This is a genomic window from Desulfovibrio sp. JC010, from assembly GCF_010470675.1.
Taxonomy (GTDB): Bacteria; Desulfobacterota; Desulfovibrionia; order Desulfovibrionales; family Desulfovibrionaceae; genus Maridesulfovibrio.
Window position 1 is genome coordinate 122,965 of record NZ_VOIQ01000002.1, and the last position, 26,064, is coordinate 149,028.

The 26,064-nt window shown below is 48.9% G+C and carries 25 protein-coding genes; 12 read left to right on the forward strand and 13 right to left on the reverse strand.

Going from position 1 to position 26,064, the window contains the following annotated elements; all coding sequences use genetic code 11:
• Positions 1-177 precede the first annotated feature (177 nt).
• Entirely contained in the window at positions 178-1,779 is a 1,602-nt protein-coding gene (locus FMR86_RS02790) for a DUF4301 family protein (RefSeq protein ID WP_163349559.1), read from the forward strand.
• Here FMR86_RS02790 and FMR86_RS02795 read toward each other — a convergent pair.
• The 3 genes from FMR86_RS02795 to FMR86_RS02805 all read right to left on the reverse strand — a co-directional run bounded on the left by FMR86_RS02795 (position 1,749) and on the right by FMR86_RS02805 (position 4,072).
• Complete coding sequence (locus FMR86_RS02795; RefSeq protein ID WP_163349560.1) at positions 1,749-2,396, reverse strand: ATP-binding cassette domain-containing protein; 648 nt, start codon at positions 2,394-2,396, stop codon at positions 1,749-1,751. The two genes, FMR86_RS02790 and FMR86_RS02795, sit on opposite strands and share 31 nt — an antisense overlap.
• Positions 2,396-3,091 (reverse strand): ABC transporter permease, encoded by a 696-nt coding sequence (locus FMR86_RS02800; protein WP_163349561.1) that lies wholly within the window; start codon positions 3,089-3,091, stop codon positions 2,396-2,398. The genes FMR86_RS02795 and FMR86_RS02800 overlap by 1 nt, the downstream gene beginning before the upstream one ends.
• Before the next feature lie 156 nt (positions 3,092-3,247).
• Positions 3,248-4,072 (reverse strand): substrate-binding domain-containing protein, encoded by an 825-nt coding sequence (locus FMR86_RS02805; protein ID WP_163349562.1) that lies wholly within the window; start codon positions 4,070-4,072, stop codon positions 3,248-3,250.
• A 252-nt stretch (positions 4,073-4,324) separates the two neighbouring features.
• On the opposite strand from FMR86_RS02805, the gene fdhD reads away from it, so the two are divergent.
• The 7 genes from fdhD to FMR86_RS02840 all read left to right on the forward strand — a co-directional run bounded on the left by fdhD (position 4,325) and on the right by FMR86_RS02840 (position 9,535).
• On the forward strand, positions 4,325-5,113 hold the full coding sequence (gene fdhD, locus FMR86_RS02810) for a formate dehydrogenase accessory sulfurtransferase FdhD (RefSeq protein WP_203544761.1): 789 nt from the start codon (positions 4,325-4,327) through the stop codon (positions 5,111-5,113).
• Between the two features lie 202 nt (positions 5,114-5,315).
• Positions 5,316-6,257 carry a formate dehydrogenase accessory protein FdhE gene (locus tag FMR86_RS02815; protein WP_163349563.1) on the forward strand — a complete coding sequence of 314 codons (942 nt, stop codon included), beginning with the start codon at positions 5,316-5,318 and terminating at the stop codon, positions 6,255-6,257.
• A gap of 1 nt (position 6,258) precedes the next feature.
• On the forward strand, positions 6,259-7,254 hold the full coding sequence (gene moaA, locus FMR86_RS02820; RefSeq protein WP_163349564.1) for a GTP 3',8-cyclase MoaA: 996 nt from the start codon (positions 6,259-6,261) through the stop codon (positions 7,252-7,254).
• Complete coding sequence (locus FMR86_RS02825) at positions 7,221-8,150, forward strand: IS1595 family transposase (RefSeq protein WP_239057123.1); 930 nt, start codon at positions 7,221-7,223, stop codon at positions 8,148-8,150. The genes moaA and FMR86_RS02825 overlap by 34 nt, the downstream gene beginning before the upstream one ends.
• A 164-nt stretch (positions 8,151-8,314) precedes the next feature.
• On the forward strand, positions 8,315-8,851 hold the full coding sequence (locus FMR86_RS02830; protein WP_163349565.1) for a hypothetical protein: 537 nt from the start codon (positions 8,315-8,317) through the stop codon (positions 8,849-8,851).
• Positions 8,848-9,105 carry a hypothetical protein gene (locus FMR86_RS02835; protein ID WP_163349566.1) on the forward strand — a complete coding sequence of 86 codons (258 nt, stop codon included), beginning with the start codon at positions 8,848-8,850 and terminating at the stop codon, positions 9,103-9,105. The genes FMR86_RS02830 and FMR86_RS02835 overlap by 4 nt, the downstream gene beginning before the upstream one ends.
• Before the next feature lie 10 nt (positions 9,106-9,115).
• Positions 9,116-9,535 (forward strand): protein-export chaperone SecB, encoded by a 420-nt coding sequence (locus FMR86_RS02840; protein WP_163349567.1) that lies wholly within the window; start codon positions 9,116-9,118, stop codon positions 9,533-9,535.
• Between the two features lie 79 nt (positions 9,536-9,614).
• Here the strand turns inward: FMR86_RS02840 and FMR86_RS02845 are convergent, their stop codons facing one another.
• The 6 genes from FMR86_RS02845 to FMR86_RS02870 all read right to left on the reverse strand — a co-directional run bounded on the left by FMR86_RS02845 (position 9,615) and on the right by FMR86_RS02870 (position 14,911).
• On the reverse strand, positions 9,615-11,066 hold the full coding sequence (locus tag FMR86_RS02845) for a sensor domain-containing diguanylate cyclase (protein ID WP_163349568.1): 1,452 nt from the start codon (positions 11,064-11,066) through the stop codon (positions 9,615-9,617).
• A 73-nt stretch (positions 11,067-11,139) separates the two neighbouring features.
• Positions 11,140-12,138 carry a Holliday junction branch migration DNA helicase RuvB gene (gene ruvB, locus FMR86_RS02850; protein WP_163349569.1) on the reverse strand — a complete coding sequence of 333 codons (999 nt, stop codon included), beginning with the start codon at positions 12,136-12,138 and terminating at the stop codon, positions 11,140-11,142.
• A 24-nt stretch (positions 12,139-12,162) separates the two neighbouring features.
• Positions 12,163-12,774, reverse strand: a complete 612-nt coding sequence (ruvA, locus tag FMR86_RS02855) for a Holliday junction branch migration protein RuvA (RefSeq protein ID WP_163349570.1) — start codon at positions 12,772-12,774, stop codon at positions 12,163-12,165.
• Positions 12,771-13,277 carry a crossover junction endodeoxyribonuclease RuvC gene (gene ruvC, locus FMR86_RS02860; RefSeq protein WP_163349571.1) on the reverse strand — a complete coding sequence of 169 codons (507 nt, stop codon included), beginning with the start codon at positions 13,275-13,277 and terminating at the stop codon, positions 12,771-12,773. Before ruvC ends, ruvA begins: the two co-directional genes overlap by 4 nt.
• Entirely contained in the window at positions 13,278-14,024 is a 747-nt protein-coding gene (locus FMR86_RS02865) for a YebC/PmpR family DNA-binding transcriptional regulator (RefSeq protein ID WP_163349572.1), read from the reverse strand. It abuts the gene before it with no gap.
• Positions 14,025-14,311: 287 nt separating this feature from the next.
• The gene (locus tag FMR86_RS02870; RefSeq protein WP_163349573.1) at positions 14,312-14,911 is read right to left on the reverse strand and encodes an RlmE family RNA methyltransferase; all 600 of its coding nucleotides are present in this window, start codon (positions 14,909-14,911) and stop codon (positions 14,312-14,314) included.
• A 110-nt stretch (positions 14,912-15,021) separates the two neighbouring features.
• Between FMR86_RS02870 and FMR86_RS02875 the strand changes: the two genes are divergently transcribed.
• The gene (locus FMR86_RS02875; RefSeq protein WP_163349574.1) at positions 15,022-16,503 is read left to right on the forward strand and encodes a glycosyltransferase; all 1,482 of its coding nucleotides are present in this window, start codon (positions 15,022-15,024) and stop codon (positions 16,501-16,503) included.
• A 73-nt stretch (positions 16,504-16,576) separates the two neighbouring features.
• Positions 16,577-17,236: a BON domain-containing protein gene (locus tag FMR86_RS02880; protein WP_239057124.1), complete on the forward strand. Its 660-nt coding sequence runs from the start codon at positions 16,577-16,579 to the stop codon at positions 17,234-17,236.
• Between the two features lie 22 nt (positions 17,237-17,258).
• On the opposite strand, the gene FMR86_RS02885 is transcribed toward FMR86_RS02880, so the two are convergent.
• The 3 genes from FMR86_RS02885 to FMR86_RS02895 form a co-directional block, all read right to left on the reverse strand.
• Positions 17,259-17,888: a GntR family transcriptional regulator gene (locus FMR86_RS02885; protein WP_163349575.1), complete on the reverse strand. Its 630-nt coding sequence runs from the start codon at positions 17,886-17,888 to the stop codon at positions 17,259-17,261.
• A 420-nt stretch (positions 17,889-18,308) separates the two neighbouring features.
• Positions 18,309-20,393 (reverse strand): methyl-accepting chemotaxis protein, encoded by a 2,085-nt coding sequence (locus tag FMR86_RS02890; RefSeq protein ID WP_163349576.1) that lies wholly within the window; start codon positions 20,391-20,393, stop codon positions 18,309-18,311.
• A gap of 209 nt (positions 20,394-20,602) precedes the next feature.
• Positions 20,603-22,771, reverse strand: a complete 2,169-nt coding sequence (locus FMR86_RS02895) for an ATP-binding protein (RefSeq protein ID WP_239057125.1) — start codon at positions 22,769-22,771, stop codon at positions 20,603-20,605.
• A 272-nt stretch (positions 22,772-23,043) separates the two neighbouring features.
• Here FMR86_RS02895 and FMR86_RS02900 point away from each other — a divergent pair, with 272 nt between their 5' ends.
• Entirely contained in the window at positions 23,044-24,150 is a 1,107-nt protein-coding gene (locus tag FMR86_RS02900) for a hypothetical protein (RefSeq protein WP_163349578.1), read from the forward strand.
• A gap of 17 nt (positions 24,151-24,167) precedes the next feature.
• On the opposite strand, the gene FMR86_RS02905 is transcribed toward FMR86_RS02900, so the two are convergent.
• Positions 24,168-24,629, reverse strand: a complete 462-nt coding sequence (locus FMR86_RS02905; protein ID WP_163349579.1) for an Lrp/AsnC family transcriptional regulator — start codon at positions 24,627-24,629, stop codon at positions 24,168-24,170.
• 231 nt (positions 24,630-24,860) lie between these two features.
• Here FMR86_RS02905 and FMR86_RS02910 point away from each other — a divergent pair, with 231 nt between their 5' ends.
• Positions 24,861-26,051: a glycine C-acetyltransferase gene (locus tag FMR86_RS02910; protein ID WP_163349580.1), complete on the forward strand. Its 1,191-nt coding sequence runs from the start codon at positions 24,861-24,863 to the stop codon at positions 26,049-26,051.
• Positions 26,052-26,064 lie beyond the last annotated feature (13 nt).

Consider the following 26,064-nt stretch of genomic DNA (forward strand, 5'->3'; position numbering starts at 1 on the left):
ATAACATCTTGCAGGGGCTAAATCCACTTGAAACATCTGCAATCCGAAATAGAGGAGTATTTTGTACTCCCGGTTATGGCGCAGCTATCAACAAAATGTTATAAGCAAACCAGCAAAAATACATTTCCATATAAACCAACAAATTTAATATCCGACCACAGAGCAGAGGTAAGCCGCATGAAATCATCAACCACCCGAAACAGCACTGGAAATTTGGAAGTCTTACTCAAAGAAGCTGAAAAAGTTATCCAGCAGATTATGGACAGCGGTGTTGCTGAAGAACAGATAATCGAACAGATTCAAAGATTCCGGGACGGATTCCCAAGCACTCCGCTGCTTAAACCATGCACTCCCGGTGACGGCATAACCATCATTGCTGACGAAGAACGTCCTGGACTGCTCGAATCGTACAAACAGGCTGTGCAGGAAGGACGGATAACCAAATTCGTCCCGGCATCAGGGGCCGCGACCCGCATGTTCAAATCCCTGCTGGCGGTCTACAATTCTTCTGAAGATGAAATTTCAGACCTCAAAGGAAGCACTGAAAACGTCGTCTTTTGCCGCACTTTCATTGATTCACTGGATAAATTCGCCTTTTATGCCGAGCTGCAGAAGATTATGGCTGACCACGGAATTGATCTGGAGACAGCCCGCAGAAGCAACGATTTCAGAACCATCCTGCACCATGTGCTCAGCCCGCAAGGCTTGAGTTACGGAGCACTGCCCAAAGGACTGATCCCCTTCCACAGCTATGAAGACCATTCTCGGACCCCGTTTGCAGAACATATTGCCGAAGCAATTGAATATGCCAGAGACAGGGAAAACATCGTCCGGGTCCACTTCACGGTCTCGCCGGACCACCGGGAAAGAATTGAAAAGCACGTATCTGAGACACTCAAACGGTATCCGCAAATGGATTTCCGGATTTCATATTCCGAACAACGCAAGCAGACCAACACCATTGCCGTTGATCTGAGCGGAGAAGGATTCCGCACCAGCGACGACAGACTGCTTTTCAGACCGGCAGGACACGGGGCATTGCTGGTCAACCTGAACGAACTGGAAGGAGACATTGTATTTCTGAAGAACATCGACAATGTGGCCCCGGACCATTTAAAAGGAGACACCATCGAGTACAAACAAATTCTCGGCGGACTGCTGGTGGAATTGCAGAATGAAATATTCGGCCACATCCGCAGCCTGAAGCAGGAACAGCCCACCGGGCTGAATTCAGTAGAGAACTTTATGGCCGGACGTCTGAACATGGAACTTCCGGACTCCTACAATTCCATGGAACATGAGCAAAAAGCTACATGGCTGCTTGCTAAACTGGACCGCCCGATCAGAGTATGCGGCATGGTGGAAAACACCGGAGAACCCGGCGGAGGACCTTTCTGGGTGCTTGGATCGGACGGAGAACCATCAAGGCAGATTGTAGAAAAAAGCCAGGTCGATCTTGATAATCCGGATCAGGCTGAATGTATGAGTAAGGCAACACATTTCAACCCGGTGGATATCATCTGCGGGCTGCGTGACCATGAAGGCAAACCTTTCAATCTGCTGGAAAGAATAGACAAGGATTCCGGATTCATATCCGTGAAATCAAAGGACGGAAAGGAACTCAAGGCAATGGAGCTGCCCGGACTCTGGAACGGGTCCATGGCTGACTGGACCACTATTTTCGTTGAAGTGCCGCTCAGCACATTCTCCCCGGTAAAAACAGTAAATGACCTGCTTAAAACGGTGCATCAACCGGCCATGCGCCCGGCTGAAAGATAAAAAATAGTATCAGCAACTTCCTCCAGCCAGGGATGGTCATGGCTGACGATGACAAGCGTAGTTCCCTGCTCATCACGGGCGGAAACAGCGGCGTCATGGATAAGTTGCGTGGATTCAAAATCAAGGCTGGCTGTGGGCTCGTCAAGGAGCAGCACCCTTGGGTTCAGAACCAGCCGCGCGGCCAGAGCCACCCGTTGGGCCTCCCCGCCGGAAAGCTCAAACCAATGACGGTGCATGAATTTATCAGGTGCCAGACCTACCTTTGAAAGGGAATGGCAAACCTTGTCGTGAACATTCTTTTCCCCGCGCAATTCAAGTCCGTATGCAACGTTTGCGGCAACGGAACGCTTAAGCAGGTACGGCTCCTGAGTAAGCATGGTCACTTCGCGGCGCAATGAATGTTCCGGTTCCTCTATCTCCCTGCCGTCATAAAAAAGAGAGCCCGAATCAGGACTTTCCAGAAAAGCGAGCATGCGCATGAGGGTACTCTTACCGCTGCCGTTATGTCCGGCCAGCCCGACAATGTCACCTTCATTAACGGAGAATTCATCCACCGTAAGCACCAGACGTCCGTTGTAACGCTGCCGGACCTGCTTAAGTCTGTATAATTCCTTCATTACTGCCCTGCCCTTTTACGGACACCGGACATGCAATAATTGACCGCAAAAGCAATCATCATCAGCACCAGCCCAAGCGCGATACCCATGGCAAATTCTCCCTTGCCTGTTTCAAGGGCAATGGCAGTGGTGATGGTCCGGGTGTGCCATTTGATATTGCCGCCCACCATCATGGAAATACCGATCTCGGAGACAATACGCCCGTAGGCCGCTGCTGCCGCTAGGATAAGGCTGTAACGGGCCTCCCAGAGGGTGGTGCGCAAAATCTGGCTGTGTGAGGCACCGAGGGTCAGCAGGGTCTGCTTGAGGCGTAGGTCGAGATTCTCCACCGCTGTGGCCATCATGGCGATGACAATGGGCAGGCCGAGCAGTGTCTGGCCCACGGCTATTCCGGGTATGCTGAACAGAAGCTCCATTTCGCCCATGGGGCCGCGGCGGGAAAGCATGGCGTAAACCAGCAGCCCGATAACAACAGTGGGAAAAGAAAGCAGGGTATCGGCAATAAGGCGGATTGCCCTTTTGCCGGGAAATTCGTGATAGCCGAGCAGAAACCCCAGCGGCGCACCGAGAATCAGGGTGGCACTGATGGAAATGGTGGTCACGCAGACCGTGGTATAAATGGCGGAATAGGTTTCCGGGTCAGCGGAAAAGAGCAGCACGAACGCCTGCCAGAAACCGTTTAAAATAAAATCCATAAATTAATGAAGCCTCCCCTTTTACTCTAACACTAATAATAACAAACGGCCTTTCCGACCACAAGAGCGAAGCTTATTAAAACGTTTTGAAAGGGAGAGTCCAGAGAGGGAAAACTTTTGGAAAAGTTTTCCCTCTCTGGTCGCCGAAGGCGTTAATTATTTAGCGTTGGGGATGAAGAGCTTTTTACCGAGCAGCTTGAAGTTGCCGATAGCTTTCTGGGTTTTGGGGGAAGCCATCCACTCGGAGAACTTGGTAGCCAGTTCGTACTTGGCATTTTTGCAGTTCTTGGGATCAACGGCCAGCACGCTGTACTGGTTGAAGAGAGTCTTGTCGCCTTCCACCAGAACTTTCAGTTCGGGGTTGCCGTTCTTGTTGGCGGTGTACTTGATGTAGGTACCGCGGTCGGTCATGATGTAGCCGTCACGTTCTTCAGCAACGGTGATACTTTTGATCATGCCCTGACCGGTCTGGATGTACCATTTTGCTTTATCGGGAACAGCCATGCCGGCGACTTTCCAGAGGGAAATTTCTTTTTTGTTGGTACCGGAGTTGTCACCACGGCTGACAAAAGGAGCCTTGGCATCGGCGATACCTTTCATGGCCTGCACAACGGGGAGACCTTTAACACCAGCGGGATCGGAAGCAGGGCCGATGATTACGAAATCGTTGTACATAACTTCGCGGCGGTCTTTAAGTGCGCCCATATCAACATATTTTTTCTCAGCAGCGGGAGCGTGTACCATAAGAACATCCACGTCGCAGTTCTGACCCATTTTGAGAGCTTTACCGGTGCCAACTGCGGTCCACTTCAGTTCAATGCCGGTGTCCTTTTTGAACATGGGAGCCAGATCATCCAGCAGACCGGTGTTGTCTGTACTTGTGGTGGTGGCCATCATCAGGGTTTCAGCCTTGACCAGTCCCGGAGCAACGAGCAGGGAGACGAGAGCAAGAGCGAGCAGCAATACTTTAAATTTCTTCATGTTTCCTCCAAAAAGAACTCTGTTTTAAAATTTATAAAAATCAGTTCATCCGCAGATTACGGCCACGCCAATACAGCCGGGACCAGCTTAAATGTAGATCAGAAACATAGCTCTATGTCAATACAAGCACAATTATACTCTTGTTCTTAACCTGCTTTTGCACCATAAATGTGCTGAAACAGGCGTAAAAAAGGAAGGGCTTGCCCGCAAACTGCGTTGCGCCTATGCTGTCTTAAATATATCAGGCGGAGCATGATGAACGAAAGTTTCAGCTATAAAATTCAAGAATATTCGAATGGTGAATTCAAGGATAAGGAAATCAGAAGCATCCTTGAAATCCCCCTGACCATCAATCTGAACGGACGCGAAGTAGTCACCCTGCTGACTACGGCCCGCTACCCGGATTATCTTGCCGTGGGCTTTCTTAAATCCGATGCCTACATTTCCTCCCGCGACCAGATCATTGATCTGAAAATGACCGAACACGAGGACCGCATCATTGCCGATGTGACCACAAGTCACGACCCTTGGAAAGGACGGGTGCTGGAATATTCCATCACTTCCGGCTGCGGCAAGGGCACCAATTTCGGGCGCAATGTCTCCACCATTTCCAAACGGACCATTAAGTCCGGACTCACTGTCACCCCGAAGCAGATTCTGAAACACGCCAATGAGCTGCATTCCCGCTCCACCCTGTACACAAAAACACGCGGCTGCCACAATTCCTCCCTGTGCACGCCTGAAGAGATGCTTTACTTCCGTGAAGATATCGGCCGCCACAACGCCATCGACATGATCGTAGGCCAGTGCTTCCTTGAAGATGTACCCACAGACGGCAAAATGATCGTTTCCACCGGGCGGGTGGCTTCGGAAATCCTGCTCAAGGCGGTGCGCATCGGCGTTCCCGTACTGGCCTCCACTGCCGTGGCAACCAGCTTTTCCGTGGAACTGGCCCGAAAAATCGGCATCACCCTCATCGGCAACATCAGTAAAGACAGTTTCTGGGTCTATAGTGATCAGGGCCGGATCAAAGGTTTGTAGCCCGGTATAAAAGCCTTCAATTTTTATTCTGCCAAATCAACCATAATATCTTATTAAAATAATCGATTAGACTTTGTGCCAAATCGTGATTAATTAACACTCCTATGCAGCCTGTGCCGATAAGGCATATGTTTTTTTTAACAGGAATGAAACCAATCCGGTCAATCCTACAACCGGATTCCCTTAAGGAGTGTTTTTTATAATGAATTTTGATTACAGCAGTGCCAAAGAACAGCTGGATGCCAAGGTATCCGAGCTGCGGGAAAAGCCCTTCCTCCCCGAAGAGCTTGTAAATCTGATCTCCAATGTAGCAGCAATCCAGTTGGAAGCGCAGCAGCACTCCGCCCCGGAAATCCCCAGCGAACTTACCCCCGCAGACCAGAATCTGCAGGGACGCCCCCTGCTTGCCCGCGAGAATTTCACTTACGATTTTGAACAGTGCAAGGAGCTGATCAGCAAAATTTCCACGCTGGTCAGTAAAGAAGAAGGACCCCTTGCTGATGCAGCCGGAACAATCAACGCCGCAATCGAATCCGGTGAGTTGGACCTGAAGCAGGCCATCAAAGCCTATCTTGAAACCGATGATGAATTTTTCCTCGGCTGGGCGGAAAAAATGCCTGAGGCTCCACGCGCTCTCAGTTTTCTCGTCCAGTCCGCGCTGACCCCCTCCATTAAGACAGTTGCCGCAGCATTGGCCGAAAAACTGCCCGAACTTGAAGCCGACACCTCTCAGAGACCGGACAACGGTGAACTTGATTTCGAATTGGAGCAGCCCGCGCCGCACCAGCACGGACACTGTCCCATCTGCGGCTCCGTAGCCTTCATGCACACCCTGCACCACAAGCAGGGCTTCCGCTACGCCAGCTGTTCCTTCTGCCATACCGAGTACCGGGTCCGCCGCATGGCCTGTGCCTACTGCGACAACACCAACGCGGAAAACCTCAAATTTTTCACTGTGGAAGAAGCACCGGGCTACCGGGTTGATGTCTGCGAATCCTGCAAGACCTACATGAAAACCACGGATTTTCGTGAAGTGGCTAAAGTTTCCATTCCGGCCCTTAATGATCTTGAATCATTGCCGCTGGATTTTGTAGCAGCAGAAGAAGGCTACACCCGGGGCACCCTGTCCGTCTGGGGATTCTAAAATGGTACTCACCGACAAGATAGGCCGGACCGTCAGCTATCTGCGGCTGAGCGTTACCGACCGCTGCAACCTGCGCTGCATGTATTGCGTGACCAAGGATTTCCAGTTCATCCCCCACCCGAACATCCTGCGCTACGAGGAAATGCTGCGGCTGGTGGATATTGCCGCGACCATGAACATCACCAAACTGCGGCTCACCGGAGGCGAACCCTTTGCCCGCCGGGGATTCATGGATTTCATCGCCGCGGTCATGAAAAACCATCCGGAACTGGACCTGCGCATCACCACCAACGGAACACTCATTGAACCGCTGGTGCCGGAGCTTAAAAAAATCGGGGTCAACAGGCTGAACATATCGCTGGATACCCTTGACCGTGAGACTTTCAAGGAAGTGACCGGACGTGATCATTTAAATGATGTACTGGCAACCATCGAAGCCTGCCTTTCCGCCGGGATCAAGATCAAGGTCAATGCCGTGGCCATGAAAGGCATCAATGATAAAGAACTAGGTTCATTCATCGATTTTGCCAAAGAGAATCCCATCGACATGCGTTTCATCGAGTTCATGCCCATGGGCGATGACACCAAATCCGACAGCAGATTCTGGTCTGCTGACGATATCCTCGAACAGGGTCGCCAGCACGCCGCACTGGAAAAAATAAAGGTCAGGCCGGAAAACCACGGCCCCGCGCGCATGTACTCCATCGAAGGCGGCAAGGGAAGGCTGGGATTAATTTCCCCGGTCAGTTCACATTTCTGCGCCACCTGCAACAGGCTGCGCATCACTTCCGACGGCCAGCTGCGGACCTGTCTTTTTTCCGACAAGACCTACGGACTGCGTGAAATTTTAAGGAACCCGGACATGGATGACGATGCCGTACGCATGGTCATAGCGGAGGCCACCATGGACAAACCGCTGGGGTACCATCTCCTAGAACAAAGATCATCAGGATGTGAAGGTGTATGCGAAACACAGATGTCGGCCATAGGCGGATAGAAGGATCAGTCATGAATGCTGTTTCTGAAAGTAGGGATGAACTGCTGGCGCGTCTGAGCTCCTCCGAAGAGGAAGCCAGAAATTTCCTGCTGCACAAAGCCCTCGGTGACCGCAAAGCCTTCTGCCCCCGCTGCCGGGAGCACAAGCTCTACAACTTAAACGGCGAGCGTTACCGCTGCTCTTCCTGCAAGTACACCTTTCAGGATTTCAGCGGTCGCTGGATCAACAACGGCGGCCTTTCCTCCCGCGAATGGGTGCGCCTGATCCAGATGTTCGCCGAAGACCACACCGCCCACGCCATCTCTCTTGATCTGGAACTTTCCTACAACGCCACCTACAAGGCCATCACCGCGCTCAGGTTCGCAATCTTAGCACAGGCAATCGATGCCCAGCAGTTGCTCAGTCCGGAAACCGGGCTGCACACCCATCTCAAGAACAAAAAACTGACCGGGGTACCTTCCAAGAAAGTAACCGGGACCATTCCCGTATTCGGAATAATGGAAAAAAACGGCTGGGTGTTCATCGATTTAATGCAGAACATCACTGCGGAATCGGTATTCCACTTCAACCACAACTTCCACCTCAAGCTGGTCCGCCACGGGTCCATCATCCACACCGACCGCTACCAGAAATACGATTCCCTGATCCTCTGCGGAGACGATTCCCTGCCGCTCGATTACATCCGCAAATACCCGGACATCACCCCGCACATAGAAATTTCCGGCGGTGAATTCTGGCAATTCGCACGTCAGCGTTTCAAGCGTTACAAGGGTATATCCCCGCACCGCTTTCCCTTATATCTGAAAGAGTTAGAATTTCGGTTTAACAATCGTTCAAAGGATTTGTTTGATTTATTGACCGGGTATATTTGTAAGATTGTGCCTGATGTGGATTAGGGATTTGACTTTTTATTCACAAGATATATATCAAAAAAGAAAATGTTGTTTAGGTTATCCCTAATCAACATTTTTATTTACTTTTGCAGACGAACCAATTAGCGGAAAGCTTACCCACTATTTTTTGGACAATTTTCATTAAGACTGTTCAAAATTGCGAGGCAATGAGTATTTTAAATTTCGAATTCACCGATAAAATTATCCCTGACGCTTTTCACGGCACTTCAGCTAAAGCCGCAGAGGAAATTTTAAGGACTCAAACCTTCGTTGAAAGTGATGATAAATCTTTTTTGGGTAAGGGTGTTTATTTTTACGAAGCGTCAAAAAAATCCGCTATTGATTGGGCTGAAAATAAACACGGCATAGATATCACCGTTATTCAAGCTAAAATTCAACTTGGCTCGTGTTTTGATCTTCATAACGCAGAACACGAAATGGCTTTTACCCACTTAAAAAGCCAACTTGAATATATGGGCAAAGGACGCGACATGACCGATGCCTTTGTGATAAATTATATGGTAGAAAAAATATGCACGCAAATAGAAACGGTAAGGTGCTCCATTCCGAAAGGATTTCGTAAAGGGTATCATAATCCTCTAGTTAAAAATGGAGTCATTCCCCGTAAGAATGAAATTTATATTTGCGTCAGAGAGCAAAAAAATATTTTAGAATTGCAAGAAGCTAAAGGAGGTATTTCATGACAAATCTTACGTTTGAATACCTTAAGGGATTAATTGACGAACACTTCGATGGAATGACCAACGAAGTGTTCGAAAAGAATTTAATCGAAACAGATTATGAATTCTATAGCAATATTCATGTATCCCTTTTAAACAGATACAAGGGACAAACTAGAAATTCAAGTTCATCCAGCGCATTTGATGATATTGTCTTTGAAGCATTTGACTTTAAGCATAGTTGTTTTGACTGCGCTGAGTACGCTAAGGCCGCATAAGGATTATAATATGTCAGACATGAAGGTTCACCCTATTCAGCTTGTTTCAGTTGGTGTCAAAAAACTTGAAGCTGAAGCTTTCGCTTTTCCTGAGCCTAATGTTCAGGCTGATGGGGATTCATTTTCTTTTGAATTTGGTCACTCTGAATTTGATAAAGAAGAAAGATCAATTTCAGTAGGTGTGAACATTGAGATCGGTACAGAGAAATGCAATCAAGAAAATCCTCCTTTTGCGTTAAAAGTTGAATTAATAGGTCATTTTGAAGTAGACACAGAACAATTTGATATTGAACATATAGACCATTGGGCACGGCATAATGCTCCATTGCTACTATACCCTTATTTGAGAGAGCACGCCTTCGCTTTGTCGGCAAGACTAGGGTTTACTCCTGTTCTATTGCCGCTACTACAGATACCGTCTTCAAAATAATTAAAGGCTGGTTTTCTACACGAAAACCAGCCTTTTCTATTTGAATATCAAACCCAACCTTACCCTAAAACAAACTCCCCTACCCCCCAGCAACCCGATCCTTACCCTGCACTTTTGATTCATACATAGCTTTATCAGCACGCAGTGCAAACGAATCAAGGGTATCTCCATCCTGAAACTCGGACACACCGCAACTGACTGTGATCTTAATTTCGTCAGCTGCGGGAGAAACGTTATTGCATTTGTAGCTGTTGTAAACAGAAGAGCGAATGCGTTCTGCCACGTTCATGGCTATGGACATTTTCCCGTCCACCAAAATGATGAACTCATCTCCGCCCCAACGGGCGCAAAAGTCATCATTGCGGATAGCTGAACTGATGGCACGTGAAGTATCTTTAATGATGGTATCGCCTTTAAGATGTCCACAGAGATCATTGATGTTCTTAAAATCATCAATATCAAGCAGAATAAGCGAAAATGGATTTCCTTTCCTACGAAAATTAGCCATTGCAGCATCAAACCGCTGTTCAAACAAACGGCGGTTGGCAACTCCGGTCAGGGCATCTGTTCCGGCCTGCTTTTCCAGACGTATTTGAAAATGGTTAATAGTCAGAATGCTCAAGAAAAGAATCAGCAGGGTCGCGCCCCCACCAACAAGCAGAGTTCGGGACAGGTTATCGCGGGCAGTTCCAAGAGCTGCGTTTTCACTCTGCTGAACGACAAGAATCCATTCGAATTCAGGAATATAGCGAGTGGTCAAATATTTCTTGTCTCCATCTACAGAAAACTCAAATATCGCCGGTTCGCTATTGGAGGCCAACAGCTTATGGGCAACTGTTTCAATACCCGGCAAATCTTTAATATTTGCCTTTTCGATCAAATGCACATTACTGTGCATCTGGATCACACCGTCTAAATCAACCAGAAAAATCTCTTTGGAGTACTTCTTTGAAAAACTATCCAAAAGCTTTGAAACCTTATCCATATTAAGGCCAACACCGGCAACTCCTAGAAACTTGCCGTCTTTGCCTTCAACTCTGTGATTAATAAAAACGGTCAGAATATTATCCGCTACCTCGTTGGTATCAACATCCAGATCATATTTTTCACCGGACTCAATAAAATCATAAAACCAGACATCGTGCCTGTCCTGTTCGGAAACCTTCTTCAGAACCCCACCGGGATGATAATATTTCCTGGTACTGGCTGAGACAAAAAAAGCACTGAAAAAACCGTACTCTTCTTTGATTTCATTCAAATAACGCTGAACAGCATCCGGATTTTTCTCTCCATAAGCTGTCCAATCCTGAAGAAAGGTATCGTTCGCCATGAGTGATGAAACAAAAACAGGACGCATGATCCCGGACTGAATTTCCGAATATATGTTATCGCGAGTCAGTGGCAAGGCGGAATAGACGATCTCATCATGAATATTTTTGCGTGAAACATTGTAGTTGAACAAACTGATAAGAACGAATGCGCCAACCAGAATAGCGGCCACCGCCATTATTAATTTTAACCTTATGGACATTTACTCTCCGCGAAAAAAAAGCAAAGCCCCGAACAGGCTTTGCAATTCAAACTATAAATTTACCCTAGATACCCTAAAACAAACTCCCCTGCCCCCCGGCATCACGACTGGACGCAACCTTCTGCAAATGCTGATAAGCCCGGGCAGTAGCAACGCGCCCTCTAGGGGTTCGCTTCAGAAAACCGCACTGGATCAGGTAAGGCTCGTAAATATCCTCAATGGTCCGTACTTCCTCGGAACAGGCCACGGCGATGGTCTTTACACCCACGGGACCGCCACCGAACTGGTCGATCAAGATGGTCAGGATTTTACGGTCCATGTAATCGAGACCCAACGGATCGACATCCAGCTTGTTCAGGGCCATGTCAGCCAGTTCGCCTGTTACTACCCCGTCACCATGCACGGTGGCGAAATCACGCACCCTGCGCAGGAGACGGTTGGCGATACGCGGTGTGCCTCTGGAACGCTTGCCGATGATGAGCGCGCCTTCGTCGGTGACCTTGAGGTCAAAGATTCTGGCGGCGCGGGTGACGATGCGGGCCAACTCTTCCGGGGAATAGAATTCCAAGCGAAAAATGCAGCCGAAACGGTCACGAAGCGGTGAGGTGAGCAGTCCGAGGCGGGTTGTGGCACCCACCAGAGTGAACGGCTCAAGGTCAATCTTTACGGTGCGGGCGGCAGGTCCCTGCCCGATGATCAGGTCGAGGTTGAAATCCTCCATGGCCGGGTAGAGCACTTCCTCTACGTTGGCGGGCACACGGTGGATTTCATCGATGAAAAGTATGTCGTTGCGCGAAAGGTTGGTCAGGATGGCGGCGAGGTCTCCGCTGCGCTCCAGAACAGGACCGGATGTGGAAATGAGATTGACTCCCAGCTCGGATGCGATGATCCGGGCGAGGGTTGTTTTACCCAGACCGGGGTTGCCGTAGAAAAGGGCGTGGTCCATGGCATTGCCGCGCCCGCGCGCAGCTTGAATGAAGACATCTAGGTTATCGCGTAGATCGTCCTGACCGATAAAATCGGCCAAGCGTTGCGGTCTGATGTGATCGTCTGAACCGTTGTTTTCCATCATATTCCGGTGCTTCCTGCTGAAAAATTATTTGTTCTGGGAAATCTTTTTCAAAGCTACGCGGATAGCTCCACCGGCGTCAAGATCAGGTTCCTCTTCGAAGATTTCCTTGAGGATTTCGCGCACTTCCTCATCCCCGTAACCGAGGTTGCGCAGACCGGAAAGGGCGTCGAGGAATTCACTGCGGTCACCTTCAACCGGGCAGGCACCGCTGCGCACGGTGGCGGATTTGAGATTTTCCATCTTGTCCTTCAGGGACCAGAGAATCTGTCGTGCGGACTTGGGTCCGATACCGGGAACGATGGACAGGGTCTTCACATCCTCGCGGAAGACTAAATCCTGCAAGTCCTTGGGGCCGAACTGGGAAAGGATGGCCAAGGCCTTTTTGGGACCGAGACGGTCCACGGAAATAAGGGTGCGGAAAACTTCGCGGTCATCAAAACAGGGGAAACCGTAAAGATCGAAAGCGTCCTCACGAATCACGGAGTGAACATAAAAGGTCACATCCGAACCGGATTCCGGCAGGGTGGAGATTGCGGTGAGGGTCAGGAAAAGTTCATAGCCCACTCCACCGGGAGTGAGGATGATGCAGGATTTGTCTGTGGCCTCAAGCAGCTTACCGTGGATATAGGCGATCATCTTCCGGCTACCTTTGCGAATCTTCGTTCATTGAGATGGCAGATCGCAATGCCCAGCGCATCGGTGGTATCGTTGGCCCACTTGGTGTTCTTCACACCGAGGATACGCTCCACCATGAAAGCGACCTGAGACTTATCGGCCCGTCCGCTGCCCACAAGGTTACTCTTGACCTTGGTGGGTTCGTACCCCGAAACAACAAGGCCGGAGACAGCACAGGCAGCCATGGCCGCACCACGGGCCTGCCCCAGCTTGAGGGCCGAAGCCGGATTGGAGGCGACAAACGCATTTTCGATTGCCGCCTCGTCCGGTGAATGGTCTTTTATAAGCTCTGCGATGCGGGAATAAATCTCCCCCAGCCGCGAGCACATGGGCTTTTTGGTATTGGTGCGGATTGTCCCGGCATCCACTAAAGTTACCTGACCGGAAAGCTCACGCACTATTCCGTATCCGGTAACGCGGGTTCCGGGGTCAATGCCGATGATTACAATACCGGATTCACCCATCTAGTCTTCCATTTCAGCCATGAGCTCATCGGGGAAGTCAGCGTTGACGTGTACATTCTGTACGTCGTCGTTGTCTTCCAGCTTTTCCATGAGGTTCATGAGCTTCTTGGCAGTGGGTACGTCAACTTCAACAAGGTTCTTGGGCACGTAAGCGAGATCGGAGCTTTTGGCTTCGCACTCGGCTGCCTCAAAAGCCTTCTGAACTTCAGTAAAATCTTCGGGCATGCAGTGTACTTCGAGGGAATCGTCTTCAGCGATTACGTCCTCTGCACCGCCTTCAAGGCCGATTTCCAGCAGTTGGTCTTCGGTGTACTTTTCAGCATCAAAAACCATGACGCCTTTTTTATCAAACATCCATGCAACGCAGCCTGCTTCACCCATGGAGCCGCCGCCTTTACCAAGGGCGTGACGCACTTCGGCAACAGTACGGTTCTTGTTGTCGGTGGCTGCTTCGATGAGCACAGCTACACCGCCGGGGCCGTAACCTTCGTACATGACTTCGGAAATATCGCCACCGGCCAGTTCGCCGGTACCTTTTTTGATGGCGGTATCGATCTTGTCGTTGGGCATGTTCACGCCCTTCGCCTTGGAAATGGCAAGACGCAGGGAGGGGTTCATTGCCGGATCGCCTCCGCCCTTGGCTGCAAGGATGATGTCCTTTGCCATTTTGGTGAAAATCTTACCGCGCTTGGCGTCCTGTCTACCTTTTCTGTGCTGGATGTTAGCCCATTTACTATGTCCGGCCATTTTTTCCTCCTGAGAATATCAAAGTCCCGGCTTATATTTTTTTTGCTGGGACAGTATTTATATAATGATGCCTCCGGCGGCCCTCCGGGGGCCAAAGAAACTTTTGCAAAAGTTTCTCTGGACTCTTCAAAACCTTTTATTAAGGCTTCGCCAACTATTTATCCAAAGACCGTCCTAACAAGCTAAAGAATAAGCCTACTAAAACGTTTTGGGATTCTTAAACCCTTTTGGAAAAGGGTTTAAGGCCCCCGGCAGGGCCGCCGGAGGCAAATAATGAATCAACCTTCTTACTCTTCTCCGCCGCGAAAGCCAAGTCCTACTATGAAGAACTCTTTGCTTTCTTCGCGGCAACTCTTCGGCTTAAACCGTTTTACCTTGGAAAACATCTTCCGCAGGGAGTCGATATAATCTTTCACGTCAGGCCCGTCGAAAATTTTAACGATAAAATGCCCGCCTTTTTTGAGCCTGCTGGGCACGATATCCCGTGCGCGTTCGCAAAGCTCAAGAGAATTGGCCTGATCGGCAAACTTCACCCCGGTTGTCTTGGGAGCCATGTCGCTGATAATCAGGTCATAGGGCAGCTGCTTATCCATGGCAGCCAGCAGTTCCGGGGAATCCTCAAATACGTCGGCCTGCAAAAATGTTGCGTTCTCAGGGAAAACCGTATCAGTGGACTGAATGTCCACTGCCAGCACGCGTCCGTTGTCCCCGACCTTCTTGGCGGCAAAAAGGGTCCATGAACCGGGAGCGGCTCCGAGATCCATAACATTCTGGCCTTTTGCGAAAACCTTGAACCGCTTGTCCAGTTCCTGAAGCTTGTATACGGAACGGGCGGGATAATTTTCCTTTTTGGCCCTTTTAAAATAATGATCGCGATATTGTTTCATAATCTGAATTTATGTTTCGCAGTGATCCGCAAAAGACTTTTGCTACCGACTGCGTTATAAGGTGTCTGGAAATTAACTTATTACGGCCTGCAAGCCAAGTATCGTAAGCAATGAAGCGTCCCGAAAGAATCCGTATAAAAAACGAATCCGGCCAGCCGCAATCTCTTCCCGAAGGCGAGAGATATTTTCAGGACCTCGGCGGCGCAGGAGATATTCTGTTCCTCGGCCTCGGCCCCGATCCGGCATTGGCGACACAGCTGTTCCCGCAGGCGGAAAATTTATATTACATGGAATGCCCGGGACTGGCCGCGCAACTGCCCGAAGGGTATACAATCCCGACCGGATTTACGCAAATCACCCCGGACGCAGCATTGGATTTATCAGAATTCAGAGTGATCCTGTACACTCCCGGCAAACGCTTGTTTCCCTCTTTCTGGGAACCGCTGCTCTCAAAGCTGACCGTGGCGCGGGCCGGAATAATGCGCAAAGAACGCAGCAGAACCATCTGGATTCCCGGCAACGAGGACTCACTGTTGGTGCCGGAACTCTGCCGCGCCTTCGATGCCGAGGGCTTCACATACAGGGTTATCGAACCGGATGCAATGCGCAAAAACCTGCTCTACCTGCTGGATGGCGAACTGCCGGAAATACTCCTGAGCATAAACTTCAGCGGACTGGATAACGCAGGCGAAACATTTTTCATGCTCCGCGAAGCCGGGGTGAAAGCTGCAGTCTGGATGGTGGATAACCCCTTCCACGTCATTTCGGGCATCAAATCAAATTACTGGCAGGAAGTTCCGACCCTTGTAACCGACCACTGGTTCATTCAAGCCCTTGAAGATCATGGAGCAAAAAAAGTAGGCCACCTGCCCCTTGCCGCTGACCCGGCGATTTTCAACGGGAATATCAAGCCCTGTCCGCAGCTTGATGAGCGGACGGTTTTTGTAGGCCGCTCCAGTTTTCCGAAGAAAGATAATTTTTTCTCCGGCTGTACATTTAATATAGAAGATGAAAAAGCAGTCCTGCAGGCAATCGAAAACGACAGCAAACCGAATTTTGAATGGTGGGCAAAGCGGGACAATATCGCCCGATTCTGGCCCGGAAAAGACGTTCGTTCCACCGGATTCAGAACCGAGCAATCGGGTTTGCTCTGGCGGATACTCGCCCTGCGGAGTGCCGGAAAGGAACTGACCGTTTTCGGTGATGAGGGCTGGAAACAATACCTGCCCGACGCTGACCTGCGCCCCCCGGTGGATTATTTTACCGAACTTCCGGGGATTTACTCCGGGGCTGGAATCAGCCTGAATATGACCAGCCCGCTGCTGCCCTGCGGCCTGACCCAGCGCAATTTTGATGTCTGGGCCACCGGAGGATTCCTGCTCAGTGATTATACTCCGGGAATGTCCATTTTTCCTGAAGAGCTTCTAAAACATTGCACTTTTAACGTTCCTGCCGAATTACCGGCAAAAATCGAGTTTATAAAAGACAATCCGCAGCTGAAAAAAGAACTTTCAAAAAATTGGCAGGAGCTTATAATGTCTGAGCACACATACAAAAACAGAGTCCATAAACTGTTAAATTTTCTTAATTAAATACGTTTAAAACAAAACGGCACAGCTTTTGCTTTTCCTGATCTCAGAAACTCTAATCAAGGATGATGACGAGATGCGGAAACTACTTATTTGCCTTGCCCTTACAGCTTTGACCTGCATGAGCGGATGCTCCGCTTCGGTACTTTTACCGCCGCTGCCAGGACCGATGATGATCCCGTCTTCAATCAGTTCTGTATACACCGCCTACTCCATCAGCACTGATGAACGCGGATTCCAGACCATCGTAGAAGACGAAATGCTCGAAACCAGCATTCAGTCCGACATTCTCAACGAAAAGGGACTGAACATAATGGATCTGAGCACATACGCCTACAACGGGCATGTTTATGTGGTCGGTGAATATGATGAAAAGGAAGATTTCCAGCGCATCCGTAAAATCGTCAAAAGCAACAAAAAAGTAAACTCCCTGACAACCTACCTCTTTGCGGAAGATGAAAGCGCATGCGGCAAGACAGACGACTACCTGATACAGACGTCAGTAAAAAGTGCCCTTTTAAATGATAATTCCGTATGGGGAGCCAACATTGCCGTAAAATCAGTGCAGTGCAACGTTGTGCTCATGGGCAGGGTGGCAAGCGTAAATGAAGCAATTACCGCCAAACAGATTGCTGCGAACACAAGCGGGGTGAAGGGAGTGAAATCTTTCATCCGCTCCACCCGGCAGAACAAATATCTTCGGCAGCATAAAAAAATAGCCGCCGCCATGCGCTGAACCGTGGATCGGAAAATTGAGTTTAAAGAGAAAAGTGGTTCTTAAGCCTCTCTTTCATCAATTCAAGATCCCCGGCGTTAATGGCAGCCACTATATCCTGATGCTCCTGAGCATGTGTGCCAAGGTCCATTCCTTTTTCAAAATGATCCTTGACCAGAGAGAACATCCAGTAGTCGTTGGCCAGAGCTTCCCAGGAACGGACAAGAGATCCATTGCCGGAACACTCCATTATGGTCCGGTGAAAATCCAGATCAGCCTGCCCTACGGCAGCCATATCCTTCTGCTCAACCCCTGAGAACATCTTTTCAACGTTATCAGCCAGACTTTCCACATCAATCCTGTCCAGCTCAAACCCCCAGCCCAGAGCCAAAGGTTCCAGCTCACTCCTGACTGCAAAATATTCATAAAGTTCACCGGAAGACAGAATCTTAACCCGTGAGCCTTTGTAGGGTTCGGTTTCAACAAAACCGCGGGCGGTCAAGTCCCGGATCGCCTCCCGGACCGCGCCCTGACTGACCTGCAACTCGCGCGAAATTCTTGTTTCAACGATCTTTTCTCCGGGTTTCAGAAACCCATTCAAAATGCTGCCTACGAGATGCTCTACAACGTCATCTCGCAAAACACGTCTTTTCAGCCCAACACTGGCAACCATAGAAATTCCCCCTCGGATTAAAGCCGGACTTATGCACTTCCCCTCAAAAATGCATTAACACTTTGAGAACGAAACCTAACCACTTTTTTACCCGATAGCAAGAAACAAAGCACGCACTACAACAATATATTATTCATTAACAATATTAAACAAGCATATATTAGATATTAATCAGCAGCTATGCAATTGCACATTTTCATAAACACAAAAGCAATACTTAATTTTATAAAACATATCATTAAGTACAACAGTTTTAAGCACTTTAGCTAATTCTGAAAAAACACGTATAACTTTAAACACTGACAGCTGTTGCACACTTGTCACACCACATAAGTAACCCAAAAGTCTCAAGTCTGTTTAACACAAAAAGGCCGCTCTTCCTGAGAAGAACGGCCTTTAAACTGTTATATCTGAACGAGACTATGCTTTTTTCAGATCATCAATAATATTCTGAAGCTCTTCAGAGAGACGCGACAACTCATGCACTGCCTGTGAAGACTGATCCATAGCCTGAGAAGTCTCCCCTGCAATACGGTTGATCTCATCAGTATTGCGGTTGATCTCTTCAGATGCGGCAGACTGCTCTTCGGAAGCAGTTGCAATAGCCCTAACCTGATCCGCTGTGGACTCTACGATATTCACAATGGATGACAGAGATTCACCGGCCTCTGAAGCATAAGAGGTGCTCTTTTCAACAATCCCTGAAGCTTTTTCCATATCGCTGATACTGTTGCGGGTACCGGACTGAATTGCGGACACGGCATCGCCCACCTCTTTGGTGGCATCCATAGTCTTCTCTGCCAGCTTACGCACTTCATCGGCAACTACGGCAAAACCGCGTCCGGCCTCACCTGCGCGGGCAGCCTCAATGGCAGCGTTAAGTGCCAGCAGGTTGGTCTGATCCGCAATATCGGTAATCACGTTCATGACCTGCCCGATACCCTCAGCCCGCTGACCGAGAGTATGAAGACCGTCGGCCATCTGTCCGGTTGCCTGATCAACCTCGCCGATACTGGAAATCACGTTGCTGACAATTCCACCACCGTCCTCAGCCTGCTTGCGGGCGTCGTCAGCACTTTCAGCAGCCTGCGATGCATTCTGGGCGACTTCAAATACGGAAGCATTCATCTCTTCCATGGCTGTCGCAGCCTCTGCGGAACGCTCCCTCTGGACTTCAGCCCCGGCCCGGGACTGTTCAATCTGTGCGGAAAGCTCCTGCGACGCACTGGTAACCTGATCAACAATCTGCTCCAGATGGTTGGCGGCCTGCAGCATGCCTTCACGCTTGGCATTTTCTGCGGCACTTCTGGCCTCTTCGGCCTCGGCCAGAGCATCCTTGGCAAGCCTGGTCTGTTCCTCGGCCTCCTGACTCTTCTCTTCGGTGGACTTCAAGAGCTTACCGAGCTCAACAACCATGTCTTTCAATGCCTGTTGCAGGGTAAGCAGTTCACCGGAAAAACGGGATTCATCAGGAATAGCGTCGAAATCACCTTTGGATACGGACTGAGCAGCACCCACCAGCATCTGAATAGGATTTGCGATGGAACGGGCCACAAGCCAGCCGAACAGACAAAGCACTACAGCAATTCCAAGCCCCATAAGCAGGGTATCTTTCACAGTGCTGTAGGCATCTTCCATAATTTCGGATTTATCAATCAGCAAGGCCAGCTTCCAACCAAGATCCGGGGAAGTGTACACCCTAACAAATTTATCTTCACCGCCAAGATTTACCAGCGCAAAATCATTATTCATTGCGGCCAGATCTTTCATGCCCTGATCATCAAGCTTATCAGCCTGTTTAAAAGCGTAATCCTTGTTGACCGGATCGGAGAGAATAGTGTTATCCCCTTCCATTAAAATAATATAGCCGGTCTTACCTATTTTAATTGCCGAAACAACATCGGTGAGAGTGGAAAGGTTGATATCAAAACCGACCACACCGACAACCCGGCCATTGGACCTGATTTTAGCGGTAATGGAACTTACAGCCACTCCGGTTGTGGACTTATAAGCCTTACTTACGGAAGTATCGTTAGCAGCAGCAAGAGCTTCAGTATACCACGGCCTTGCCCGCGGATCATACCCGGAAGGCATACCGTCCTCCGGATACATATTGAACCCGCCGTCTTCCATCCCATAAAAAGCAAAGTCATAAGCTTTATGGCTTTTGACCATCCTCTCCATAAGGTCAAAGGCTGCCTTCCCCTGATCATTCATCCACTCTCTTTTCACAGCATCGAGCGATTTATCCTGAACAAGATTAAGGTTATTCCCCAACGACTCAACAACCGCAGGTTCACCAGCCAAAAAATTAGCATTAAGTTCTGCCTCATGCATAAACTCGGATATAAAATTATCCACCTGCTGCAATTCGCTGAGTGACGACTCTGAAAATGCAGTCTCGGCCATATCTGTCATTTTAACAAAAGCAATCGATGCCATGCCACCTGCACATAGCAGCACAGCAGTCAGAATAAGCAGAATAAGCTTATTCTTAATGTTCATCTTCACCACAGAAACCTCCCTGATAAGTTTCTACCTGAAATAAATGTAAGCACCACACATTACATATAACACCATTCCTTCGAACGCCTCCCTCATAGTCGATTTGCGTAAATATATGAAGTATAATTTACCAAAAAGCAATTTTCACAAAATAAACCCCGTATCCAGAAAGAAACGGGGCTTATTTTAAAAAGTTAAAAATCATCAGCTCATACGCCTTTGATCCGGCTTTCAATAGGCAACCTGATGATAAATTTTGAGCCCTTACCTTCTTCAGACTCAACAAGAAATTCACCTTCATGGTTACGGGTAATGATAAAATAAGAAACCGATAACCCAAGCCCGGTACCCAGACCGACGCGCTTGGTGGTGTAGAACGGTTCAAAAACCCTCTTACGGACATCTTCATCCATTCCCGGGCCGTTATCTTCTACTTCAACGCGTACAAATTCCCCGTCCTTGCGGGTCCGCAGGGTCAGGGTCGGCCTGTCATCTCCATACTCTTTTTCGGACATGGCTTGTGCGGCATTTTTGAAAAGATTCAAAAAAACCTGTTCTATCTCGGTCTCGGTAATACCTACAGCGGGCAGACTCTGCTCATAATCCCTGCGGATTTCAATAACCTTGAAATCGTACTTCTTCTTAAGGTCATAGTCATTCTCCGCAAGGCTGAGAGCTTTTTCAAGAATCCCCTTGACCGGAACCTGAGTACGCGATGATTCGCTCTTGCGGCTGAACTCAAGCATGTTGCGAACGATGGAAGCAGCCCTGCGTCCGGCATCGCTGATGCCACGCAGATAGCCCAGAATCCCCCGCTGATCCATATATTGATGGACCTTGTTCAAATCCAGCCCCAGCTCAGCAGCAACTTCGGCATTCTTTTTCAATGAAGGTGAGAATCTCCTTTCAGTTCCCTGAACACCGGAGAGCACCGCACCAAGCGGGTTGTTGATCTCATGCGCCATGCCCGCAGCCAGGCCGCCTACGGACATCATTTTCTCGGTCTGGATCATCATATCTTCAAGGCGGGACTTCATGGTCACGTCGTCGATAAGAACAACGGCATCGCGCCCTTCATCACTTTCCAGCAGGGGATAAACCTTGATATTCTTGTATTGTATATGTCCGTCCGAATTAAAAGGAACTTTATTCTTTTCCCGGACTTCCAGATTTTCAACCGAATCCTTGATCAAATCCAGTTCGCTCTTCAACTGGGGAAAGACTTCAAGCAGCTGCATCCCCCGAACCTGCTCATAAGTATACCCGGTATCCTCTTCTGCTGATCTGTTCCACTGGTTGATACGCAGACCGGCATCAACACCGACCAGAATGGTGGGCATGGAATCAATGGTATTCTTAAGCAGGTTACGCAGCCGGGCCAATTCATTCTCAGCTGCTTTTTTCTCGGTAAAATCAAAAGTGATGCCCATGTAAGAACTGACTTCGCCTTCTGTATCCCTGACAATCACGGTGCTGTCCGCAATCCAGTACACTCGGCCTGTGGGGTCGATTATCCGGTACTCATGATTAAAATGATCCACCCCGGATTCAACAAAACCCTGAACCTCCTGCTCGACCTTGGCAATATCCGCAGGATGGATGACCTCGCCGTACCTGATTTTTCCGGACATGAAATCATCGGCATTGAATCCGAGCTGACTCACATTCTGGGAGACAAGCTCTACCGGCCAGTTATCTTCATGTTTCCACTTGAAAAGAACCATGGGACTTTTTTCCACAATCATATTGGACTGGCGCAGGGCCTCCTCGGCTTTTTTGCGCTCGGCAATATCCCTGATCAGGTTGAGCCGCATTTCATTGAATGCCTCGGCCACACGGTCAATTTCATCGGGTTTGGCATGCTGTTTACGCCGGTTCAGGACCAGTTCACGGCCAAGGGTGCTGATATCCATTTCCTGCGCGTACTCGGCCATGGTCTGCAGATGGCGGGTGACCATATAATGGATAATCATGAGGATAAACAGGGCCACCAGAAAAGTCTTAACTCCCTGCGTAAGCAGGACCACAAAAACGCGCATCCGCAACCGTTTGAAAACATTATCAAGGTCGGCAACAGCGCGCAGCTGCCCCACCTCTACACTTTTACCGTCTATGACATGAATTAGCGGAAAATTTTTCTCAATGGTATTGGTACCTTCAGGAACATCACCTATAAATGCCACCGGATCAACAGAACCGAAAGACATTTCCACCACCTCAAGATACCTCATCCCCGGCAGTTTCAATGCACCCTCAAGCTGGATCTTAACGTGATCAATATTGATATCCCACAGGCTGGCTGCAATAGTATTCACGTAACTGTGCTCAATCTGCCCGAACCCTTTCTGGATCTCGCTGACATCACTGCGGTATTCCATATACAGCTGCAGACTTGTCCCGAGAATAGTAAAAAAGGAGCTGCAGATTAAAATATACACAAGAAGCTTGTATGGCAGGACTTGCCCTTTTCGTATTTTAAAAAACTTCGCCATATTCTCCGCCGGAGTAAGGTCGTTGGGATAAGACAAAAACAGTTTTAAGCATGACCACTTTAGCGTATATTGACATAAAATGCTTAAGGATAAAAGATTCTTTTGTAATAAAAGAGCAAAGAGACAGGTTCCTCGGCAACCTCAATCAAGGATTGCATATGTCACCCCGGCGGCACACACCCGGACCAACGACTATCGGAGCAGGAATTACGGCAATATCCATCTTGCTGCACATCCTGTTGTGGGTAAACACCGCCGGGGCTGCACTGTCTACCCCGCCCCCCATAAAATCTGCCCTACAAGATGAATCAGGGCGCATAAACCTAGAACTTAAAAACTTCGAGAACAGCGAAACCACTGACGCCAACATCATCCTTCCGAAACTGGCCCCGATCCCGCGCAGCGAAGAGGTCAGACCACGCACAGCCGACGAAATTGAGCCTTCTGAAGAACTCAAAAAGATAATCAAACAGGTCAAAAACGGAACCCTGCCGGAATATTCGAATAAAAAACCGTCAGAAACAGACTATTCCATTAAAGCCGAAGACCTTGCCATCATCAAGGCCGGCGGAAAGCCTGTCAAGGCAGAGGAAGTTCGCCCTTCTCCGGCACTGGAAGCAGTCCTTGCGGCCTATCGCAACGGAAGCATCGACTATACCCGGCGTGACATCAAAGAAGTTGAGGAAGAACTTTTCTACCACCAGCCGTATGCGGAAGTTGATATGGCATCAATTTATGATCTGGTGGTGCTCCGGACAGGACGGGATGTCTTTCTTTCACTTGACTACCAACAACTGGGACTAAACGGTAAAACAGTTGAAGAACTGAGGTCCCGCAGAATTAAAGACCTGCAACAGACCATTACCGCCATCAAGGTGAAAGAAAAAAGGAAACGGGGAGAGGAAACTGATGAACACGGCGAAAAACATATAAATCCGCCGGTAAAGATTAAAATCAAACCCAAAGAAACCTTTGCCCGCAGAATGCTCAACCTGCTGGGAATCAGACGCAAAGACGAAACCGTTGATTACGAAAAACTCAGCGTAACCTACAGGGCCTACAAACGCTGGAGCAAACACATTCAGGATGTGGACGAGATGTTCCGCCGCAAACGCAGGCAAAAGATCCAGCTTCTGCACCAGCGGCGTTACCGCCCGTCAAAAAGGGTGGACTGCAATGATCCTGCATTTCGTGGAATATGCCCGGACGGGCAACTGAAGATCAATCCTTACAAAAACGGCAATATCAGATTTCTCAAACCATAATAAGGAGCAGCAGGATGCTACTCCTTATGTTCAGCCCATTTGTTTACGGCTTCGAGAAACATGAATGATTCAGTAGACTTGATACCGCCGATATTGGAGAGATCATCCACAAGGAACTGGCGGAAAGCATTTCTGGAGGCAACAAAAACTTCCAGCAGCAGGTCGAACCGCCCGGAAACGTTCATTACAGACTGAACTCCGGGAACTTTGGAAATCTTTTCCATTATTTCCGGATTCGCCCTTTCTTCAAGGTTGATGCCGATCATGGCGATAAGGCTGTTCTCAAAATAGAGGGGATTAACAGAAGCAGTAATTCTTAAGTAGTCATTTTTGATCATCCGCTCTGTGCGCAGACGCACAGTACCATCAGATACTCCAAGCTTGCGGGCGATATTTTTGTAGGACTCACGGCCATTACGCTGTAATTCTTCAATAATTTTACGATCTACATCATCAAGTACCAGAGGACGCTCTTTCACTTGAAATCTCCTTTACTTAAAATAAATTCACTTTTTATCATTTAACGAAACATACATAGGAGAAAAATAACAAATCCGTCAATATCTGATTCATAAGAGCTATTTTTAAAATTTTGTGGCGTTTTTTAACTTTTGCATAAAATTTATTATTAAAATTTTGCTTGACACAATTATGTATGTTGATTTTTAAATAACGCGTAGCAACACTATTTACGGACGGGAGAAACGTATATGAAAAATAATTTACTTCAAGCACTTTCAGCCCAAACCGAAGAGTTGAAAGTAAACGGCCTTTACAAAGATGAAAGAATCATAACATCCCAGCAACAGGCCCTTATTTCGGTAAAGGGCGGTCAGGAAGTACTCAATTTCTGCGCCAACAACTATCTGGGACTGGCAAACAACCCCGAGCTTATTGATACAGGCAAAAAAGCCCTCGATAAGTACGGATTCGGTCTTTCTTCCGTCCGCTTTATCTGCGGAACACAGGATGTGCACAAAGCACTGGAAGATAAAATCAGCGAATTTCTCAAGACCGAAGACACCATTCTTTACAGTTCCTGCTTCGACGCCAACGGCGGCCTTTTCGAAACAATCCTGACCAATGAAGACGCGGTTATCAGCGATGCTCTTAACCACGCTTCCATCATCGACGGTGTGCGCCTCTGCAAAGCCCAGCGTTTCCGTTACAAGAACAACGACATGGCCGACCTTGAGGAGCAGCTCAAAGCTGCCGAAGGCTGCCGTTACAAACTGATCGTCACCGACGGCGTATTTTCCATGGACGGCATCATTGCCGACCTCAAATCCGTCTGTGACCTGGCCGACAAATACGGCGCGCTGGTCATGGTTGATGATTCCCACGCCGTAGGCTTCATCGGCGAGAACGGACGCGGCACCCCGGAATACTGCGGAGTGCTGGACCGCGTGGACATCATCACCGGAACCCTCGGCAAGGCCCTCGGCGGTGCTTCCGGCGGCTACACTTCCGGCCGTAAGGAAATTATCGAATGGCTGCGCCAGAGATCACGCCCTTACCTTTTTTCCAACACCCTTGCCCCGGTCATCGCCTCCACTTCCATCGCGGTTCTGGACATGATTGCTGAAAAGCCGGAATTGCGTGAACGCCTCAACGAAAACAGCCGCATCTTCCGCACCCGCATGGAAGAAGCGGGATTCGATCTCGTTCCCGGCAACCACCCCATCATCCCGGTAATGCTCGGTGATGCTGTGCTGGCTCAGAAAATGGCCGCAGGACTGCTCAAGGAAGGCATCTACGTAATCGGATTCAGCTTCCCGGTCGTTCCGCGCGGACAGGCCCGCATCAGGACCCAGATGTCCGCTGCGCATACCCCGGAACAGGTCAACAGAGCCGTGGACGCATTCATTAAAGTCGGCCGCGAACTTGAAATTATCAAATAATTATAAGGCTAAG